The sequence below is a fragment of the Streptomyces parvulus genome (assembly GCF_014648855.1).
GTDB lineage: Bacteria > Actinomycetota > Actinomycetes > Streptomycetales > Streptomycetaceae > Streptomyces > Streptomyces parvulus.
The window spans coordinates 22,419-41,313 of the sequence record NZ_BMRX01000025.1; the positions used below are offsets into that span (position 1 = coordinate 22,419).

Annotated in this window: 16 protein-coding genes; 9 read left to right on the forward strand and 7 right to left on the reverse strand. The window is 73.1% G+C overall.

Annotation, left to right across the window (positions count from 1 at the left end; all coding sequences use genetic code 11):
• Positions 1–34: 34 nt before the first annotated feature.
• The 3 genes from gap to IE108_RS33255 all read right to left on the reverse strand — a co-directional run bounded on the left by gap (position 35) and on the right by IE108_RS33255 (position 3,019).
• Entirely contained in the window at positions 35–1,033 is a 999-nt protein-coding gene (gap, locus tag IE108_RS33245) for a type I glyceraldehyde-3-phosphate dehydrogenase (RefSeq protein WP_064726090.1), read from the reverse strand.
• A gap of 126 nt (positions 1,034–1,159) precedes the next feature.
• Positions 1,160–2,116: a GlxA family transcriptional regulator gene (locus tag IE108_RS33250; RefSeq protein WP_064726089.1), complete on the reverse strand. Its 957-nt coding sequence runs from the start codon at positions 2,114–2,116 to the stop codon at positions 1,160–1,162.
• Between the two features lie 30 nt (positions 2,117–2,146).
• Positions 2,147–3,019 carry an SGNH/GDSL hydrolase family protein gene (locus IE108_RS33255; protein ID WP_064726088.1) on the reverse strand — a complete coding sequence of 291 codons (873 nt, stop codon included), beginning with the start codon at positions 3,017–3,019 and terminating at the stop codon, positions 2,147–2,149.
• 279 nt (positions 3,020–3,298) lie between these two features.
• Between IE108_RS33255 and htpG the strand changes: the two genes are divergently transcribed.
• Positions 3,299–5,200: a molecular chaperone HtpG gene (gene htpG, locus IE108_RS33260; RefSeq protein ID WP_064726087.1), complete on the forward strand. Its 1,902-nt coding sequence runs from the start codon at positions 3,299–3,301 to the stop codon at positions 5,198–5,200.
• Between the two features lie 267 nt (positions 5,201–5,467).
• The gene (locus IE108_RS33265) at positions 5,468–6,766 is read left to right on the forward strand and encodes a YeeE/YedE family protein (RefSeq protein ID WP_064726086.1); all 1,299 of its coding nucleotides are present in this window, start codon (positions 5,468–5,470) and stop codon (positions 6,764–6,766) included.
• Between the two features lie 47 nt (positions 6,767–6,813).
• On the opposite strand, the gene IE108_RS33270 is transcribed toward IE108_RS33265, so the two are convergent.
• From IE108_RS33270 to IE108_RS33280, 3 genes are all read right to left on the reverse strand, one after another.
• On the reverse strand, positions 6,814–7,371 hold the full coding sequence (locus IE108_RS33270; RefSeq protein WP_064726085.1) for a TetR/AcrR family transcriptional regulator: 558 nt from the start codon (positions 7,369–7,371) through the stop codon (positions 6,814–6,816).
• A gap of 10 nt (positions 7,372–7,381) precedes the next feature.
• A complete protein-coding gene (locus IE108_RS33275; protein WP_064726084.1) occupies positions 7,382–7,963 on the reverse strand; it encodes a sugar O-acetyltransferase in 582 nt (193 codons plus the stop codon).
• Between the two features lie 79 nt (positions 7,964–8,042).
• Positions 8,043–9,266: an MFS transporter gene (locus IE108_RS33280; RefSeq protein WP_064726083.1), complete on the reverse strand. Its 1,224-nt coding sequence runs from the start codon at positions 9,264–9,266 to the stop codon at positions 8,043–8,045.
• 182 nt (positions 9,267–9,448) lie between these two features.
• Between IE108_RS33280 and IE108_RS33285 the strand changes: the two genes are divergently transcribed.
• The gene (locus tag IE108_RS33285; RefSeq protein ID WP_064726082.1) at positions 9,449–10,099 is read left to right on the forward strand and encodes a CatB-related O-acetyltransferase; all 651 of its coding nucleotides are present in this window, start codon (positions 9,449–9,451) and stop codon (positions 10,097–10,099) included.
• A 48-nt stretch (positions 10,100–10,147) separates the two neighbouring features.
• Here the strand turns inward: IE108_RS33285 and IE108_RS33290 are convergent, their stop codons facing one another.
• On the reverse strand, positions 10,148–10,642 hold the full coding sequence (locus IE108_RS33290; RefSeq protein WP_064726081.1) for a DinB family protein: 495 nt from the start codon (positions 10,640–10,642) through the stop codon (positions 10,148–10,150).
• A 119-nt stretch (positions 10,643–10,761) separates the two neighbouring features.
• On the opposite strand from IE108_RS33290, the gene IE108_RS33295 reads away from it, so the two are divergent.
• The 6 genes from IE108_RS33295 (at position 10,762) to IE108_RS33315 (ending at position 18,864) form a co-directional block, all read left to right on the forward strand.
• Positions 10,762–13,278 (forward strand): ATP-dependent Clp protease ATP-binding subunit, encoded by a 2,517-nt coding sequence (locus IE108_RS33295; RefSeq protein ID WP_064726080.1) that lies wholly within the window; start codon positions 10,762–10,764, stop codon positions 13,276–13,278.
• Positions 13,275–13,793, forward strand: coding sequence for an SRPBCC family protein (locus tag IE108_RS33300; RefSeq protein ID WP_064726079.1), 519 nt, complete (start codon positions 13,275–13,277; stop codon positions 13,791–13,793). The genes IE108_RS33295 and IE108_RS33300 overlap by 4 nt, the downstream gene beginning before the upstream one ends.
• Positions 13,794–13,839: 46 nt before the next feature.
• The gene (locus IE108_RS33305) at positions 13,840–16,143 is read left to right on the forward strand and encodes an FdhF/YdeP family oxidoreductase (RefSeq protein WP_064726078.1); all 2,304 of its coding nucleotides are present in this window, start codon (positions 13,840–13,842) and stop codon (positions 16,141–16,143) included.
• Positions 16,144–16,242: 99 nt separating this feature from the next.
• Positions 16,243–17,454, forward strand: a complete 1,212-nt coding sequence (locus IE108_RS33310) for a Cmx/CmrA family chloramphenicol efflux MFS transporter (RefSeq protein ID WP_064726077.1) — start codon at positions 16,243–16,245, stop codon at positions 17,452–17,454.
• A 175-nt stretch (positions 17,455–17,629) separates the two neighbouring features.
• Positions 17,630–17,764: a hypothetical protein gene (locus tag IE108_RS35180; protein WP_257784783.1), complete on the forward strand. Its 135-nt coding sequence runs from the start codon at positions 17,630–17,632 to the stop codon at positions 17,762–17,764.
• Positions 17,761–18,864, forward strand: a complete 1,104-nt coding sequence (locus tag IE108_RS33315; RefSeq protein WP_064726076.1) for a winged helix DNA-binding domain-containing protein — start codon at positions 17,761–17,763, stop codon at positions 18,862–18,864. The genes IE108_RS35180 and IE108_RS33315 overlap by 4 nt, the downstream gene beginning before the upstream one ends.
• Positions 18,865–18,895: the final 31 nt, after the last annotated feature.

The window sequence follows — 18,895 nt, forward strand, 5'->3', positions numbered from 1 at the left end:
TGCGAGCCCCCGTGATGCCGAACCGGCTGCCGGTTCAGCGTGTGGCGAGCAGTTCCAGCGTGTCGATCACGCGGTTCGAGAAGCCCCACTCGTTGTCGTACCAGGCGACGACCTTGACGTGCCGGCCGTCGACGCGGGTCAGCGCCGAGTCGAAGATCGAGGAGGCCGGGTTGCCGGTGATGTCGGAGGAGACCAGCGCGTCCTCCGAGTACTCCAGCACGCCCGCGAGCGGCCCCTCGGCCGCGGCGCGGTAGGCGCCCAGCACGTCCTCGCGGGTCACGTCGCGCGCGACGGTGGTGTTCAGCTCGACGATCGAACCCACCGGGACCGGGACGCGGATCGAGTCGCCCGACAGCTTGCCGTCCAGGCCCGGCAGGACCAGGCCGATCGCCTTGGCGGCGCCCGTGGTGGTCGGCACGATGTTGACGCCGGCGGCGCGGGCGCGGCGCGGGTCGCGGTGCGGGCCGTCCTGGAGGTTCTGCTCCTGCGTGTAGGCGTGCACCGTCGTCATGAAGCCGTGCTCGATGCCGGCCAGCTCGTCGAGCACCGCGGCCAGCGGCGCGAGGGCGTTGGTGGTGCAGGAGGCGTTCGAGACCACCGTGTGCGCGGCGGGGTCGTACGCGTCGGTGTTCACGCCGTACGCGAGGGTCACGTCGGCACCGTCCGACGGCGCGCTGACCAGGACCTTGCGGGCGCCCGCGGTGAGGTGCCCGCGCGCGGCGGCGGCCGAGGTGAAGCGGCCGGTGGACTCCAGGACGATGTCGACGTCCAGCTCGGCCCACGGCAGCCGCTCGGGCTCGCGCTCCGCCAGCACCCTGATCCGGCGGCCGTCGACGACGAGGGTGTCCCCGTCCACGCTCACCGGGCGACCCAGGCGGCCGGAGGTCGAGTCGAAGGCGAGCAGCCGTGCCAGGGCGGCCGGCTCGGTGAGGTCGTTGACGGCGACCACCTCGATCTTGGAGTCGCGTTCGAGCAGTGCGCGCAGCACGTTCCGTCCGATGCGGCCGAATCCGTTGATGCCGATGCGCGTCATGAGCGCTGTCCCTTCGTTGCGCGTCCAGGTCCTACGCCCCCCAGGCTCGCGCGCCGGGCGGGCCGGCGGCAGCGGCGTGAGTGCCACGGTTCGAAAGGATCGCGCCAAGGGGGAGGGAGCGGGCGGTCACTCGCCCCGGGAGAAGGTGCGCCGGTACTCGCTGGGGGTGGTGCCGAGGATGTGCTGGAAGTGCAGGCGCAGATTGGCGCCGGTGCCGAGGCCGACGTCCACGGCGATCTGCTCCACCCCGCGCTCCGAGCGTTCCAGCAGCTCACGGGCCATGTCGATGCGGGCCCGCAGCACCCACTGCATCGGCGTGTAGCCGGTGTCCTCGACGAAGCGCCGGGAGAGAGTGCGCGCCGACACCGCCGCGTGCCGGGCCATGGCCTCCAGGGTGAGCGGCTCGCCGAGGCGGCCGAGCGCCCATTCGCGGGTGGCCGCGAACCGCTCGCCCAGCGGCTCGGGCACGCTGCGCGGCACGTACTGCGCCTGGCCGCCGCTGCGGTAGGGGGCCGCGACGAGGCGGCGGGCCGCGTGGTTCGACGCGGCCACCCCGAGGTCGCCGCGCAGGATGTGCAGGCACAGGTCGATGCCGGACGCGGCGCCCGCGGAGGTGAGGACGCTGCCCTCGTCCACGAAGAGCACGTTCTCGTCAACCCGCACACGCGGGTGCCTGCGGGCCAGGGCCCGGGTGTAATGCCAGTGCGTGGTGGCGCGCCGGCCGTCCAGCAGTCCGGTGGCGGCCAGGGCGAAGGCGCCGGTGGAGATGGCGGCCAGCCGCGCCCCCCGCTCGTGGGCGCCGCTCAGCGCCTCGACGACGGCCCGCGGCGGGTCGTCGCGGTCGGGGGTCCGGTACCCGGGGAGGAAGACCACGTCGGCCCAGGCCAGCGCGGACAGGCCGTGGGCCACGTGGTACGACAGGCCGTCGCCGCCGGTCACGAGGCCGGGTGCCGCGCCGCAGACCCGGACCTCGTACGGCATGCTCGCCCGGGTCGTGAACACCTGCGCCGGGATGCCGACGTCGAGCGGCTTCGCGCCTTCGAGCACGAGGACGGCGACGCGGCGCAGGCGGGGGGACGGCACGGGCCCAGCGTACGCGGGGCGCCGCCGGAATCAGCCCAGGCCGAGGGCGTCCATCGTGTGCTCGGCCATGCGCCGCTCGCCGAGCGCGTTGGGGTGGACGGGAACGAGGCTGTGGCCGAACAGCAGCGGCTCGATCCACCGGGTGCCGGGGGCCTGGCACGCGTCGTGGCCCTCGGAGACCGCGGCGAAGTCGACGAAGACCGCGCCGGTCTCCTCGGCGGCGCGCTCGACCACGTCGTTGAGGTGGGCCTGGATGCCGCGCAGGTAGGGCACGTCACCGGCGGCGATCGGGAGCTTCAGGAAGCAGGACGGGTCGGCGACGGCCGGGGTGATCCAGGGGTAACCCAGCGCGGCCACGCGCGCGTTGGGCGCCGCCGCCATGACCTCGCGCAGCGCGGCCTTGAGCGCGGGGTAGGTGTTGTTCTCGATCTGGTCGTCGAAGGACGTGCCGTTCTTGTCCTTGCAGGGGCTGCCCTTGCCGCCGCTGAGGACGCCCGCCGATCCGCAGGCCGTGATGGCGTTGATGAACGTGCTGTTGTCGTTGCCGCCGATGGTCAGGGTGACCAGGTCCGTGCCGGCGCCGAGCGCGTTCACCTGCGGGGCGACACCGGGGTACTGGGCCTCGGTGAAGTGGGAGGTCTGGGCGGCCCCACAGGTGACGTCCTTGAGCCGGGCCCCGGTCGCGTCGGCGATGACGTGGGGGTAGTTCGCCGTCGAGCGCAGGCAGAGCAGGTTGGTGGGGTCGACCGGCAGGACTCCCGAGCCGGCGCTGTAACTGTCGCCGAGGGCGACGTAGTCGAGGGTGGTGGTGGCGTGCGCCGAGGCGTCGGTGACGCCCAGGGTCAGCACACCGGCGGCGGCAGCTGTCGCGGCCATGACACGACGCAGGGCAGGCTTCGGCATGTGCTCTCTCTTCTGGAGTGCGGCGGCCGTTGGTTACTGGTCGGTTTTACTTTTAAGTAATGTGCAGGGCCGCTGACTCCAAGTCAACGTTGTTGACGGGACTTCTCGCAGTGGACGGACAACTCGCCGCCGTGGCGACCGGTGCCGGACCGGCGGGGAGATCCAGGGACGGTGGCGGCGTACTGGAGGAACGCGCGAGCGGCGCCCGGCCGGAGCCCCGAGCTGTTCTAGAGTTGCTTCCGCCAGCGGTACGACGGACCTGTGAGGTTTTCACCAGCCATGACGACCGAAACGTTTGAGTTCCAGGTAGAGGCGCGTCAGCTCCTGCAGCTGATGATTCACTCCGTCTACTCGAACAAGGATGTCTTCCTGCGCGAGCTCGTCTCCAACGCCTCCGACGCACTGGACAAGCTGCGCCTCGCCGCACTGCGCGACGACGCCCCCGACGCCGACGTCAGCGACCTGCACATCGAGCTGGAGGCCGACAAGGACGCCCGCACGCTGACCGTGCGGGACAACGGCATCGGCATGTCCCACGAGGAGGTCACCCGGCTGATCGGCACGATCGCCAACTCGGGTACCGCCAAGTTCCTCCAGGAGCTGCGCGAGGCCAAGGACGCCGCCGGCGCCGACGGGCTGATCGGCCAGTTCGGTGTCGGCTTCTACTCGGCCTTCATGGTCGCGGACGAGGTCACCCTGGTCACCCGGCACGCCGGCGAGACCCAGGGCACCCGCTGGACCTCGCGCGGCGAGGGCACGTACACCCTGGAGCGGCTCGACGAGGCCCCGCAGGGGACCACCGTCACCCTGCACCTCAAGCCCGCCGACTCCGACGACCAGCTCCACGACTACACCTCCGAGTGGAAGATCCGGGAGATCGTCAAGCGGTACTCGGACTTCATCACCTGGCCGGTGCGCATGGTGCCGGAGCGGACCGGGGAGGACGCCGGGGACCGCGAGCCCGAGACGCTCAACTCCATGAAGGCCCTCTGGGCGCGCCCGCGCGACGAGGTGTCCGACGAGGAGTACCACGAGCTGTACAAGCACATCGGCCACGACTGGCGGGACCCGCTGGAGACGATCCGCCTCCAGGCCGAGGGCACCTTCGAGTACCAGGCCCTCCTGTTCCTCCCCGCGCACGCACCGCACGACCTGTTCGCCCGCGGCTACCAGCGCGGCGTCCAGCTGTACGTGCGGCGCGTCTTCATCATGGAGGACTGCGAGGAACTCCTGCCGTCCTACCTCCGGTTCGTCAAGGGCGTCGTCGACGCGCAGGACCTCACGCTCAACGTCTCGCGCGAGATCCTCCAGCAGGACCGCCACATCCGCATGATCCAGCGGCGGCTGACCAAGAAGGTCCTCTCCACCGTCAAGGACCTCGCGACCTCCGCGCCGGACAAGTACGCCACGTTCTGGCGGGAGTTCGGCGCGGTGCTCAAGGAGGGGCTGATCACCGACTCGGAGAACCGGGAGGCGATCCTCGCCGCCTGCTCCTTCGCGTCCACGCACGACGCCGACGCGCCGACCACGCTGAAGGACTACGTGGCGCGGATGAAGGACGGCCAGGACGACGTCTACTTCATGACCGGCGAGTCCCGGCAGGCCATCGAGAACTCCCCGCACATGGAGGCGTTCCGGGCCAAGGGCCTGGAGGTCCTGCTCCTCACCGACCCCGTCGACGAGGTCTGGGTCGACGCGGTGGGGGAGTACGACGGCAAGGCGCTGCGGTCGGTCGCCAAGGGCGACATCGACCTGTCCGGCGCCGAGGAGGACAAGAGCGAGGCCGAGAAGGAGAAGCAGGGCGAGGCGTACGCCGGACTGCTCGGCTGGATGACGGAGCACCTCGGCGACGACGTCAAGGAGGTCCGCCTCTCCTCCCGGCTGACGGTGTCGCCCGCCTGCGTGGTCTCCGACTCGGGTGAACTGACGCCCGCCCTGGAGAACATGTACCGGGCCATGGGGCAGGAGGTCCCCGAGGCCAAGCGCATCCTGGAGCTGAACCCCGAGCACCAGCTGGTGAAGACCCTCAACCGCGCCTACGCCGACCGGCAGGACCGCACGGAACTCACCGAGACCGCCGAGCTGCTGCACACCCTCGCGGTGCTGGCCGAGGGCGGCCGGCCCAAGGAGCCCGCCCGCTTCGTGCAGCTGATGGCGGACCGCCTGGAGCGCACCGTCTAGCGGCCCCCCGGACCGGGGCGCTCCCGGCGTGCCCGTCGCCCGCCATCCGCATGGCGAGACGACCTGGCATCCGGAGTGCCCCGGTCCGTATATTCGCACGCATGTCTGCCCCGGCTCCGCTGCTGTGTCTCGCGCTCTTCGCGTGCTCGGCGTGGTGCGTCGACGACGGCCTCTGTCGCCGCTGATCCCCGGCCGCCCGGACGACCAGTCCGCGCCGTCCGGTCCACCGGCCCGCCCGCCGTCCCCGCGCACCACCCCGGAGATCCCGTGACCACCGCACCCCCCGCCGGGTCGCCCCCGGCCGCGCCGCCGCGCGCCTCCACCTCGCTCCTCGCCCCCTCGCCGACCTCCTCGCCCCGGCCCGAGGCACCACCGCTCCCGCCGGTGCGGCGGACGCCCCTCGCGGTGTCCGGGCTGCTCGCCGCCGCGCTGACGGCCTACGTGTGGGCCGCGCACGGCGCCAAGCCCGGCGTGCTGCTCCTGCTGGGCCTCGCACTGGGCGTCGCCCTCTTCCACTCCCGGTTCGGCTTCACCTCCGCCTGGCGCCAGCTGGTCGCGGTGGGCAACGGCGCCGGACTGCGCGCCCACGCCCTGCTCCTCGGCACCACGGCCACCCTGTTCGCACTGCTCATCGGCACCGGGACCGGACTCTTCGGCTCCCAGCCGGCGCCGTCCGCCGGACCGATCGGCGTCGGACTGTTCGCAGGCTCGGCGCTCTTCGCCGTGGGCATGCAGCTCGGCGGCGCCTGCGCCTCGGGCACCCTCTTCGCCGTCGGCTCGGGACAGACGTCGATCGTGCTGACCCTCGGCGGCTTCGTCGCGGGCGCCACGCTGGCCGCCTGGCAGTTCGACCTGTGGAAGGACCTGCCGGCCTGGGAGCCCGTCGTGCTCTCCGACCACATCGGCTGGTTCGGCTCCTGGGCCGTGACCATCGGGGCCCTGCTGCTGGTGGTGCTGGTCACCCGGCGCGTCCAGGCCCGCCGCAACCCGCCGCCCCTCGGCACCGTGCCCTCGGCGCGCGGTGCGGCCCTGCGCGCGGTGCGGGGCTCCTGGCCGCTGGCCGCCGGCGCGCTCGTCCTGGCGGTGCTCGGCGCGGGTGTCCTGCTGGTCTCCGGCGGGGCCTGGGGCGTCACCAGCGCCTTCAGCCTGTGGGGCTCGGAACTGGTGGGCGCGCTCGGCGGCCACCCGGAGAACTGGACCTGGTGGCGGCAGCCCGGCAACGCCGAGATGCTGGCGGGCCCGGTCCTCGCCGACAAGACCAGCCTCACCGACATCGGCATCATGATCGGCGCGGCCGTGGCCGCCGCGGTCGGCGGCACCTGGGCGCTGCACCGGGGCATCCCGTGGCGCACGGCGGTCGCGGCGGTGCTCGGCGGTGTGCTGATGGGCGTCGGCGCCCGGCTGGCCGGCGGCTGCAACATCGGCGCCTATCTGGCGGGCATCGCCTCGGGCAGCCTCAGCGGCTGGCTGTGGGGCGCCTTCGCGCTGGCCGGCACCTGGGTCGGCCTGAAGCTGCGGCCCCTGTTCGGCCTGGGCAACCCCAAGCCGGGCGACGGCGTCTGCTGAAACGGGAGCCCGTGCGGCACGGGGGTCAGGCCCGTGCCGCACGGCGGCTAGTGGGAGCCCCGGTCCGTCGTCGTCACGCGGGCGACGGCCTCCAGTGTGAGGGCGCGGCCGTGCGGCTCGCGGGCCAGGGCGCGGTGCAGTGTGAGGCCCTCGATCAACGCGTCGAGCTGGCGGGCCGTGTCCGGGTCGAAGTGCTTCTCCAGGTGCACCCGGCTGCGCCGCATCCACTCGTGGGTCAGCTCCCGGTAGGCCGGCTCCCGCGCGGCCAGCGTGTACAGCTCCTGGGTGAGCACCAGGTCCCGCTGGCTGCCCTCCGACAGCTCGTGCACCAGGTCGGCCACCGCCGCGCGGGCCTCGTCGCGGTCGGCGGCGGCGCCGAGGTACGCGTCGAAGACGGCGACGATGTGGTCCGTGAACCGGCCGAACGCCTCCCGCAGCAGCTCCTCGATGCCGCTGAAGTGGTACGTCATCGAGCCCAGGGGGACACCGGCGCGCGTCGCGATCCTGCGGTGCGAGACCCGCGCGATGCCCTCTTCGGCGATCAGGTCGAGGGTGGCGGCGATGATGCGCTCGCGGCGCTGCGGGTCCGTGTGTCCGGTTGCCATGGGAGCAGGCTTACACGTTCCGCACCGGGCGGGCGGGGTTGCCGACGGCCACGACGTTCGCCGGGACGTCCTTGGTGACGACCGCGCCCGCGCCGATGACCGAGTTGTCCCCGATGGTGACGCCGGGCAGCACGATGGCGCCCCCGCCCAGCCACACGTTGTCGCCGATGGTGATGGGCCGCGCCGCCTCCAGCTTGTCCCGGCGGGGACCGGGCTCCAGCGGGTGGGTCGGCGTCAGCAACTGCACGTTGGGACCGATCTGGCAGTCCGCGCCGATGGTGATCGCGGCGACGTCCAGCGCGGTCAGGTTGTAGTTGACGAAGGTGCGCGCACCGATGGTGATGTTGCTCCCGTAGTCGACCCACAGCGGCGGCCGTACGTGCGCCTCCTCGCCGAGCGATCCGAGCAGTTCCGCGAGGAGGGGCCGCGCGGTCGCGGGGTCCTCCGTGTACGCGGCCTGATAGCGGGCGGCCAGCCGCACGGCCTGCCGCTGCCTGCGCTCGATCTCGGGGTCGTCGGCGATGTAGAGGTCGCCCGCCCGCATGCGTTCGAGGTTGCTGCGCGGGTCGCCCGCGAAGTGGTCCGTCGCCATGCGCACGATCGTACCCCTGAAGCGTACGAACGTACACTCTCGCGCGCCCGGCGGGGTGCGCGGGCGCGGCCCGGACCGCTCAGCGGCGCCGCGGCTGGAGCACTCCGGCGAGCAGCAGCACCAGGAGGCCGGCGAGGGGCACCACCAGCAGCCCCGCCCGCAGGCTCGTCGCGTCGGCGACCAGCCCCACCACCGGCGGGGAGAGCAGGAAGCCGAGGCGCATCAGCCAGGAGACGATCGTGAGCCCCGAACCGGGCCCCAGGCCTGGCAGTTCGTCGGCCTCGTGCATCGCCGCGGGCACCAGGGTCGCCACCCCGAACCCGGCCGCGGCGAACCCGAGGACCGTCCCCGGCACCGTCGGCACGGCCAGCGCGAGCCCCATGCCGACGGCCGCGATCAGGGCGCCGGACCGGGCCACGGCGCGCTGGCCGAACCGGTCCACGAGCCGGTCCCCGAGGAGCCGCCCGACGAACTGCGCCCCGACCAGGGCGACATAGCCGGAGGCGGCCAGCGCCACCGAGGCGTGCAGCGAGTCCGAGAGGTAGAGGGTGGCCCACGAACTGCCCGCGTCCTCCACGAGCGTGCCGGCCGTGGCGATGAGGACGAGCGCCGCCAGCACGTACCGGATCCGGGTGCCGGTGACGGGCGCAGGCGCTCGCGGCGGCGCGCCCTCCCCGGTGTCCGCGTTCCCGGTGTCCGCCCCCTCGGCCGGCTCGGTCTCCGGGCCCGGCAGACAGAACCGCAGCGCCACACACGCCGCCACCGAGAAGAGCACCGCGGAGAAGAGCAGATGCTCGCCGCGGGGGACGCCGAGCGCGATCGCGGCGGCCGCCATGGAGCCTCCGGTGACCGCGCCGATGGACCAGATGGCGTGGAAGGAGTTGATGATCGAACGCCCGTAGCGCCGCTGCACCCGCAGACCGTGCGCGTTCTGCGCGACGTCGGTGAACGCGTCCATCGCCCCCGCGAGGAAGAGCGCCCCGCCGAAGACCACGACCGAGTCCGCCAGCCCGGCGGCCAGGATCCCCACCCCGGTCAGCAGCGTGCCGCCGACCGCCACCCGCGCCGACCCGAACCGGCGGACGAGTATCCCGGCCGCGAGCCCGGCCGCGATCGCGCCCGCCGGGAACGCCGCGACGGCCAGCCCGTAGGCGGCGTTGCCGATCCCGAGATCCGCCTTGATCTGCGGATAGCGCGGCAGCAGGTTGGCGAACAGGGCCCCGTTGGTGAAGAACAGCACGGCGACGGCCACCCGGGCCCGCCGGTCGGCCGGCGCCGCCCGGCGCAGTACGTCGACAGTCATGCGCGGAGCCTACAGGCCGAAGCGTACGAACGTACACTCCCGTCCGGGCGGCCCAGTAAACCGGTGTCGCGGCGGGGGCGTCGCGGCGATCATGGGACCGTCAGGGCCCGTCAGGGCCCGTCAGTGCCCCTCAGGCCCCTCCGTGCCGTCCGTGCCCGTCCGAGAGTCAGGAACCCACCGCGATGCCCGTGCCCGCAGACCCGACGGTGCTCCACCCGATGCCCGAGCAGCCGCGGGTGGTGCTCCTCAAGCCGCTGGTGAAGTCACCGCTCATCGAGGTGGGGGAGTACTCGTACTACGACGACCCCGACGACGCGACGGCCTTCGAGACCCGCAACGTGCTCTACCACTACGGCCCGGAGAGACTCGTCATCGGCCGGTTCTGCGCGCTGGGCACCGGCACCCGGTTCCTCATGAACGGCGCCAACCACCGGATGGACGGCCCCTCGACCTTCCCCTTCCCGACCATGGGCGGTTCCTGGGCCGACCACTTCGACCTGCTGACCGGGCTCCCGGGCCGCGGCGACACCGTCGTCGGCCACGACGTCTGGTTCGGCCACGGCACGACGGTCATGCCGGGCGTGCGGATCGGACACGGCGCGATCATCGGTGCCGGCTCCGTGGTCACCCGGGACGTGCCCGACTACGGCATCGTCGGCGGCAACCCGGCCCGGCTCCTGCGCACCCGGTACAGCGAGGAGGACGTGACCAGGCTCCTCGCGGCGGCCTGGTGGGACTGGCCCGCCGCGCTCATCACCGAGCACGTCCGGACGATCATGTCCGGCACCGTCGACGCGCTGGAGGAGATCGCCCGGCGCGCGGGCCGCGCATGACCGCGCACCCGGTCGCCGTGCGGCAGACCGGCGGCCCGGTCCACGGGCCTACTCGCCGACGGTTCCGTCGATCGCCTCGCGCAGCAGATCGGCGTGGCCGTTGTGCCGGGCGTACTCCTCGATCATGTGCGTGAGGACGTAGCGCAGCGAGATCGTGACGCTGCCGCACTCGACCGTGTCGTCCAGCGACGCGAACGACGACGCGACCGCGCGGGAGTGGTCGCACTCCTCGCGCCAGACCCCGAAGGCCCGGTCCGCGTCGGCCCCCTCCACGCGGAAGCCGTCGGCCTCGCCCGGCCAGAGGTCCCGGAAGTCCTCGGCGCCCAGGGCGAAACCGAACCAGCTCCGCTCGACCGACGCCGCGTGGCGCACCAAGCCCAGAAGCGTGAGGTCCGAGGTCGGGACCGCCCTCCGCCGCAGCTGGTCGCCGGTCAGCCCCCGGCACTTCTGGGCCAGCGTGGCCGGCTGATGGTCGAGGAACGAGGTGAGCGACTCGCGGTCGCCGGCCACCTTCGAGGGAGGTGTGCGCTGGTCGTGGTCCATCGGACGATGATGGCGACCGCACCCGCCCGTCGGCCACCCTCTCGCCGCGCCCCTCCGCTTGCGCGGCCACCCGCATCGGGTTTCGGTGGAGGAGTCTCGCCACCGCTCCGGGAGCTGTCATGTCGATGTCGTCGTTCGGTTTCGGCTCGTCCGACCCGTTCAGTGATCTGCTGAACCGCTTCTTCGGTATGTCCCCCGCGTCGTCCCCGCCCGCGGTCCAGCGCGTGCCGATCGGCCGGCTGCTGACCGAGTCCGCCCGGGAACTGCTCAACCTGGCCGGGCGGCGGGCCCTGGAGGACGGGACGTCCGATCTCGACACCGAGCACCTGCTGTGGGCGGCCACGCAGGTCGAGCCGGCCCGCGGCCTCCTCGCCCGGGCGGGCGCCGACCCCGACGCCCTCGCCGCCCAGATCGCCCGGGTGCTCCCCAGCGAGGCGGGCGAGCCGTCCGCCGAGCCCGGCCTCACCCCGGCCGCCAAACGCACCCTCGCCACCGCCTACGCCCGCTCCCAGGCGGCCGGCGTCTCCTACATCGGCCCCGAGCACATCCTCGGCGCGCTCCTCGACGACGGCGACAGCGGCGCGGCCCGGCTGCTGGGCGCGGAGGGCCAGGACGTCACCCGGCTCGCCGGGCTGACCGAACAGGCGAGCCGCGCCGAGGCCGCCCCCGGCGAGAACGGCGCCCGGACGCCCGCCACGACGCTGGACGAGTTCGGGCGGGACCTGACGGACGAGGCGAAGGCCGGGAAGCTCGACCCCGTGGTCGGACGGGCCGAGGAGATCGAGGAGACCGTCGAGATCCTCTCCCGCCGCTCCAAGAACAACCCCGTGCTGATCGGGGAGCCCGGGGTCGGCAAGACCGCCATCGTCGAGGGCCTGGCCCAGCGCATCGTCGCCGGGGAGGTCCCCGACACCCTCAAGGACAAGCGGGTCGTCGCGCTCGACCTGTCCGCCATGGTGGCCGGCGCCCAGTACCGCGGACAGTTCGAGGAGCGCCTGAAGAAGGTCATCGAGGACGTCCAGCAGGCTCGCGGCGAGATCATCCTGTTCATCGACGAACTCCACACCGTGGTCGGGGCCGGCGCGACCGGCGAGGGCTCGATGGACGCCGGCAACATGCTCAAGCCCGCCCTCGCACGCGGTGAGCTGCACGTGGTCGGCGCCACCACCATCGACGAGTACCGCAAGTACGTCGAGAAGGACGCGGCGCTCGAACGCCGCTTCCAGCCCGTGATGGTGCCGGAGCCCAGCGTCGAGGAGACCGTGCAGATCCTGGAGGGCCTGCGGGACGCCTACGAGGCCCATCACCAGGTCCGCTTCGCCGACGGCGCCCTCGCGGCCGCCGCGGAACTCTCCGACCGCTACGTCAGCGACCGCTTCCTGCCCGACAAGGCCATCGACGTCATGGACCAGGCGGGCGCCCGGGTACGGCTGCGCAGCGCGGCCCGCTCCACCGAGGTCGTCGGCCGCGAGGACCGCATCGCCGAACTGCGCCGCGAGCAGGAGCAGGCCGTCGCCGCCGAGGACTACGACCGGGCGGGCACCCTCAAGCGGGAGATCGCCGACGCGGAGGGCGAACTCGCGGGCATCGAGGAGCGGCGCGAGGGCGTCGTCTCGGTCACCGCCGACGACATCGCGGACGTCATCTCCCGGCGCACCGGCATCCCCGTCTCCCAGCTGACGGCCGGCGAGAAGGAGCGGCTGCTCAAGCTGGAGGAGGAGATGCACGCCCGGATCGTCGGCCAGGACGAGGCCGTCGGCGCCGTCTCCCGGGCCGTGCGCCGCAACCGGGCCGGCATGGGCGACCCGAACCGCCCCGTGGGCTCCTTCCTCTTCCTCGGCCCGACCGGCGTCGGCAAGACGGAGCTGGCCAAGACCCTGGCCGAGCTGCTCTTCGGCGAGGAGAGCCGCATGGTCCGCTTCGACATGAGCGAGTTCCAGGAGAAGCACACCGTGGCCCGGCTCGTCGGCGCGCCCCCGGGATACGTCGGCTACGAGGAGGCGGGCCAGCTCACCGAGAAGGTCCGCAGGCAGCCCTACAGCGTCGTCCTGTTCGACGAGGTCGAGAAGGCCCACCCCGACGTCTTCAACACGCTGCTCCAGATCCTCGACGACGGGCGCCTCACCGACGCCCAGGGCCGCACCGTCGACTTCCGGCACTGCGTCGTCATCATGACCTCCAACATCGGCGCCCACCGCATCCTCGACCACAAGGGTGACGTCTCCGACCTCAAGGACGAGCTGATGGAGGAGCTGCGGACCAGGTTCCTGCCGGAGTTCCTCAACCGCATCGACGACATCATCGTCTTCCACGGCCTCACCGAGCAGGACCTCTCCCGGATCGTCGACCACCTGCTGGCCCAGAGCGAACGGCGGGTGCACGCGCAGGGCATGACGCTGAAGGTGACCGACGCCGCCAAGAAGCTGCTGATCGCCCACGGCCACCAGCCGGAGTTCGGCGCCCGCCCGCTGCGCCGCACCATCCAGACGGAACTCGACAACCGCATCGCCGACCTGCTGCTGGGCGGCGAGGCCGACCCCGGCGACACCATCGTCGCGGACGTCGTCCAGGACTCCCTGCACTGCACGGTCACCAAGGGTGAGAACGCCGCGAACGGCAAGGCGGACGAGGCATGACCGCCGTCGAGGAGACGATCGAGGTGGCGGTACCGGTGCGGGCCGCCTACGACCAGTGGACCCAGTTCAAGAGCTTCCCGCGGTTCACGGACACGGTGCTCCGCGTCGAGCAGGTCAGGCCCGCCCTGGTCCTGTGGGTCGTCGGACGCGGGCCGCTGCGCCGCGAGTACGCCACCGAGATCGTCGAACAGGTACCGGACTCGCACCTCGTCTGGCGGAGTCTCGGGCGCGGGCCCCGGCAGCGGGGCGAGGTGCGGTTCCGGGCCGCCGGCGAGGGGCGTACGGCCATCACGGTGCGGGTGTGGGCCGAGCCGCGCGGGCCGGTCGGCCTGCTCGCCGCCGTCCCCGGCCTCGCGCGGCGGATGGTGCGCCGGGAACTGACGAACTTCGGCCGGTTCATCGAAGGCCACGGAGAGGCAGGCGGCGGCTGGCGCGGCACCATCCGGGGCGGCCAGGTCCGGCCGCAGGAACCGGAACCGCCCAGGAGCCGGGTGGCCGGCTGGCCGGTGGGCTGAGCGTCGTGCGGCAACGGACGGACAGGCAACGAGAGGCGATGCGCGGATGAAGAAGCCCCCCAGGGAAGAACCCCGGGACGACCTGAGGATCACGCCCCCGAAGACATGGGCGGCCGGCGTCCCCGCCGTGGTGCACGCGCTGGAGTACTCACTGGAGCAGGCCGGCCCGCGGGAGACCGCGGTGGACCTGCTGACGATGAACCAGGTGGGCGGGATCGACTGCCCGGGCTGCGCCTGGGCGGACCCCGCCCCCGGTCACCGGCACCGCAACGAGTACTGCGAGAACGGCGCCAAGCACATCAACGACGAGGCGACGACCCGGCGGATCACCGCCGGCTTCTTCCGCGAGCACCCGGTGTCTGACCTGGCGGGCCGCTCCGACCTGTGGCTGAACCAGCAGGGGCGGCTCACCGAGCCCATGGTCAAGCGGCCCGGCTCCGACCACTACGAGCCGATCAGCTGGTCCGACGCGCTCGCCCTGCTGGCCGATGAACTCAGGTCGCTGGGCACCCCCGACGAGGCGGTCTTCTACACCTCGGGCCGGGTCAGCAACGAAGCCGCGTTCGTCCTCCAGCTGTTCGCCCGCGCCTTCGGCACCAACAACCTGCCCGACTGCTCCAACATGTGCCACGAGTCCAGCGGCTTCGCCCTGCACGAGACCCTCGGCACCGGCAAGGGCACCGTTAGCCTCCAGGACCTCCACCACGCCGACCTGATCTTCCTGGTGGGGCAGAACCCCGGCACGAACCACCCGCGGCAGCTGTCCGCGCTGGAGGAGGCCAAGCGCAACGGTGCCCGCGTCGTCGCCGTGAACCCGCTGCCCGAGGCCGGGCTGATGCGGTTCAAGAACCCGCAGAAGGCGAGCGGGATCGTCGGACGCGGCGTCCAGATCGCCGACCGCTTCCTGCACATCCGGCCCGGCGGCGACCTGGCCCTCTTCCAGGCGCTGAACCGGCTGCTCCTGGAGGCCGAGGACGCCCGTCCCGGCGAGGTCCTCGACCACGACTTCATCCGCGAAAGCACCAGCGGCTTCGAGGAGTTCGCCGAGCACACGCGCGGCGTCTCCTGGGCCGACGTGCTCACCGCGACCGGGCTGACCCGCGCCGAGATCGAGGCCGTCCGCGACGACGTGCTGCGCAGCGAACGGGTCGTCGTCTGCTGGGCGATGGGAGTCACCCAGCACAAGCACGGCGTCCCCACCATCCGGGAGATGGTCAACTTCCTGCTGCTGCGCGGCAACCTCGGCCGGGCCGGCACCGGCGCCTGCCCGGTGCGCGGGCACAGCAACGTCCAGGGCGACCGCACCATGGGCATCTGGGAGCAGATGCCCGACTCCTTCCTGGACGCCCTGCGCGACGAGTTCGGCTTCGACCCGCCCCGCGCCCACGGCCTCGACTCGGTGAACTGCATCAGGGCGATGCGGGAGGGCCGCGTCAAGGTCTTCCTGGGCGTCGCGGGCAACTTCGTCCGCGCCGCGCCGGACAGCGCGGTCACCGAGGAGGCAGTGCGGCGCTGCCGCCTGACCGCCCACATCTCCACCAAGCTCAACCGGTCCCACGCGGTGTGCGGGGAGACCGCGCTCATCCTGCCGACCCTCGGCCGCACCGAACGCGACCACCAGGCCGGCGGCGAGCAGTTCGTGACCGTGGAGAACTCGATGAGCGAGGTCCACTCCTCCCGGGGACGGCTGAAGCCCGCCTCCCCGCTGCTGCTCAGCGAGGTCGCCATCCTGTGCCGGCTCGCCCGCCGCACCCTCGGCGATGGCCCCCCGGGCGTGCCGTGGGGCGAGTTCGAGGCCGACTACGGCGCCGTCCGCGACCGGATCTCCCGGATCGTGCCGGGCCTGCACGACTTCAACCGGCGCGTGGCCCGCCCCGGCGGCATCCGGCTGCCGAACCCGGTCAACGAAGGCGTGTTCCGCACCGAGACAGGCAAGGCCCGCTTCACCGCCAACGCCGGCCATATGCCGTACGTCCCCGAGGGCCACCTGCTGCTGCAGACCCTGCGCTCGCACGACCAGTGGAACACCGTCCCCTACACGTCCAACGACCGCTACCGGGGCATCCACGGCAGCCGCCGGGTGGTGCTCGTCAACCCGGCGGACCTGACCGCCCTCGGCCTCGCCGAGAAGGACCGGGTCGACCTGGTGAGCGTCTGGCACGACGACGCCGAGCGCCGCGCCGAGGGGTTCGAGGTGGTCCCGTACCCGACCGCCCGCGGCTCCGCCGCCGCCTACTACCCGGAGACCCAGGTCCTCGTCCCGCTGGACAGCGTGGCCGACATCAGCAACCAGCCCACCTCCAAGGCGGTCCTGGTCAGGCTGGAGAAGACGGCACCCGCGGCCCCGTAGCCGCATGGTGAGACGGCGTCCGCGGCGGGAATGGCGGGAAGCACGGGCCCGTTGACAGGTGTCATGCCCGTAACTTCCCCACGGACCGCGGCCGCCCGCATGCCGCTCGCCGTCTACATCCTCGGCCTCTCCGTCTTCGCGCTCGGCACCAGCGAGTTCATGCTCTCCGGACTGCTGCCGCCGATCGCCGAGGACATGGACGTGTCCATCCCGCGGGCGGGCCTGCTGATATCGGCGTTCGCGATCGGCATGGTGGTCGGCGCGCCCCTGCTCGCGGTCGCGACCCTGCGGCTGCCCCGCAAGACCACGCTGGTCGCGCTGATCTCGGTGTTCGGCCTGGGCCAGGTCGCGGGCGCGCTCGCGACGTCGTACGAGGTCCTGTTCGTCTCCCGGGTGGTGAGCGCGCTGGCCTGCGCCGGCTTCTGGGCCGTGGGCGCCGCCGTCGCCATCGCGATGGTGCCGGTCACCAGCCGGGCCCGCGCGATGGCGGTGATGATCGGCGGGCTGTCCATCGCCAACGTCCTCGGCGTCCCCGCGGGCGCCTTCCTCGGCGAGCACCTGGGCTGGCGGTCCGCGTTCTGGGCGGTCGGCGCCGCCTCCGCCGTGGCCCTCGTCGGCGTCGTGACCCTCATCCCGCGCATCCCCGTGCCCGAGCGCCGCCCCCGACTCAAGGGCGAGCTGGCGATCTACCGGGACCGCCAGGTCTGGCTGTCCATCGTCGTCACCGCGCTCGCCGCCGGCGGCGTCTTCTGCGCCTTCTCCTACCTGGCCCCGCTGCTCACCGACGTCGCCGGGCTGGCCGACGGCTGGGTGCCCACCGTGCTGGCCCTGTTCGGGGTCGGCGCGCTGATCGGCACCACCATCGGCGGCCGGGTCGCCGACGCCCACCTGTTCGGCGTCCTGCTCTCCGGCATCACCGCCTCCACCGTCCTGCTGGCCGCGCTCGCCCTGTTCGCCTCCAGTCCGGCCGCCGTGATCGTCCTGTCGCTGCTGCTCGGCGTCTCCGCCTTCTACACGGCCCCCGCCCTCAACGCGCGGATGTTCAACGTCGCCGGTGCCGCACCCACCCTCGCGGGCGCGACCACCACCGCCGCGTTCAACCTCGGCAACACCGGCGGACCCTGGCTCGGCGGCACCGTGATCGACGCGGACCTCGGCTACGCCGCCACCGCCTGGGCGGGCGCCGCCATGACCCTCGTGGCGATCGGCTTCGTCGCCGTCTCGCTGCGCCTGCACAGCAGGTCGCGCATCGTGGCGGGCTCCCTCACCGCCGGATCGGCGAGCGCGGAGCGGAGCCGCCAGCGGGCGTGAAGCGTCACGGACGCCGGAGTAGTCGGACCGGCGCGGAAGGCTCGGAGCCGGCGGTGGCGGTCAGGATCTGACCGCCATGGGGTCCAGGGTGGGAACCAGGAGCCCGAACGGGCCCCGTTGGCGGTCCGCCGAAATGGGACCCCCGACCGCGCAGACGACAGGCGAGGAGCCCATCGTGAACGTCCGAGCAGTGACCCACCCGACTCCCGGTGGCGACCCCCGCGGGGCCCTCACGTTCCACGCGTCCGCGTCCGACGGCGACGCGGCCGTGATGACGTACCCGGACGTCGCGAAGGGGTACCGGGCGTGAAGGTGCTCGACGCCCGGACCCTGGGCCGCGCGACCCTCGCCAGGCAGCTGCTGCTCGACCGTGCGGACCACCCCGTCCTCGACGCCGTCGCGCACCTCGGCGGTCTCCAGGCGCAGGAGCCGCAGGAACCGTTCGTGGGGCTCTGGTCGCGGCTGCGCGGCTTCCGGCCCCCTGACCTCTCCGACCTGCTGACCGGGCGCCGGGTGGTGCGCACCCACCTCATGCGCCGCACCGTCCACCTGGTCACCGCCGAGGACGCCCTGGCCTGGCGGCCCCGCCACGACGCCATGCTGCGCGGCCGCGTCCTCGGCACCTACCGCCGCGAACTGGAGGGCGTCGACCTGGCCGAACTGGCGGCGGCGGGCCGGGCCGTGATGGCCGACGGCGAGCCCCGCTCCATGGGCGACCTGGCGCGGGCGCTCACCGACCGCTGGCCGGAACCGGGACCGCGGGCCCTGGGGGAGATGCTGGTCGCGGCGCTGATCCCGATGGTGCAGCTGCCCCCGCGGGGCCTGTGGCGCACCCGGGCCGGCGTGCGCAACGCCCCCTTCGCCACCTGGCTCGGCCGCGACGCCGACCCGCCGGCCCCGCCGGGCACCGACCCGGTCGGCCAGGAGCTGGTACGGCGCTACCTCGCCGCCTTCGGCCCCGCCGCATCGGCGGACCTGCGCGCCTGGTGCGGCCTCGCCGGACTCCCGGCCGCCGTCACCGCCGTACGCGGGGAACTCGTCGCCTTCCGGGACGAGCGGGGCCGGGAACTGCTGGACCTCCCCGAGGCCCCGCGCCCCGACCCCGGCACCCCCGCTCCGGTGCGTTTCCTCCCCGCGTTCGACAACGCCGTCCTCGGCTACCAGGACCGCGCCCGGATCATCGACGACGCCCACCGCGGCCTGTCGGTCACCGGAGCGCGCTTCGTCCTGGTCGACGGCCGGGTCGCCGCGACCTGGACCGTCGAGGACTGCACGGTCGCCGTCACCCCGCTGCGCCGCCTCTCCCGGACCGACCGCGCGGAGGTCGCCGAGGAGGGACGGGCGCTGTCGGCCTTCCTCTCCGACGGCGCCGTCGGCCGGGTCAGGTTCGGGGCGGCGTCGTCGCCCTGACGAGGGGCTCGGCCGGTCGGACCTCGCATCG